The sequence below is a fragment of the Neisseria sp. P0021.S006 genome, assembly GCF_051956895.1.
On the sequence record NZ_JBQCWZ010001060.1, the window covers coordinates 1 to 514 of the forward strand.

Consider the following 514-nt stretch of genomic DNA (forward strand, 5'->3'; position numbering starts at 1 on the left):
AATTTACAGCGTGGGCACTTAATTTCAAAGCAGCCACGGCCAACAGCCAAAAGTTTAAAACAATTTTTGCAACGGCATTTCATTTTTCACAGTTCCCTTATCGTTAGTGATAGAATCACCGTGCCTCGCGCGAGGTACGGTAAAAAAGGCTAACGCAGGTCTGGACTGCTGAGGCTGGCGCGGAGAACGGTGGTAGGACACCGCCGCGCAGCCGTTTCTCTTTTAACTAATTGAATCGCTCCATTCTTCTACATATAAGAAGACAGAGTAATCAACGTCAATCTTAGGCTTGTCATAATTAGTGCGAATTCTGACGCTACGGTCAGTTTTTGCCCCAAAGTTATGATTGAGGAACAAGACGACCATCGTTTTATGTTCAAGAGCCAGATATACCTTTGGATCATTGTAAGTATTCTTGAACTTAGCCTCCAACCATGTATATCCGCCATCTGCCCATAAATCTTGGGTCAAATGAATCTTTTCACATTTACGTAAACCGAGAAGTCTTCTGAGT

At 43.4% G+C, this 514-nt stretch carries 1 pseudogene; it reads right to left on the reverse strand.

The annotated features are described in order from the left end of the window. Positions 1-222 precede the first annotated feature (222 nt). A pseudogene (locus tag ACTHUM_RS18715) lies at positions 223-514 on the reverse strand (hypothetical protein); the annotation flags it as partial.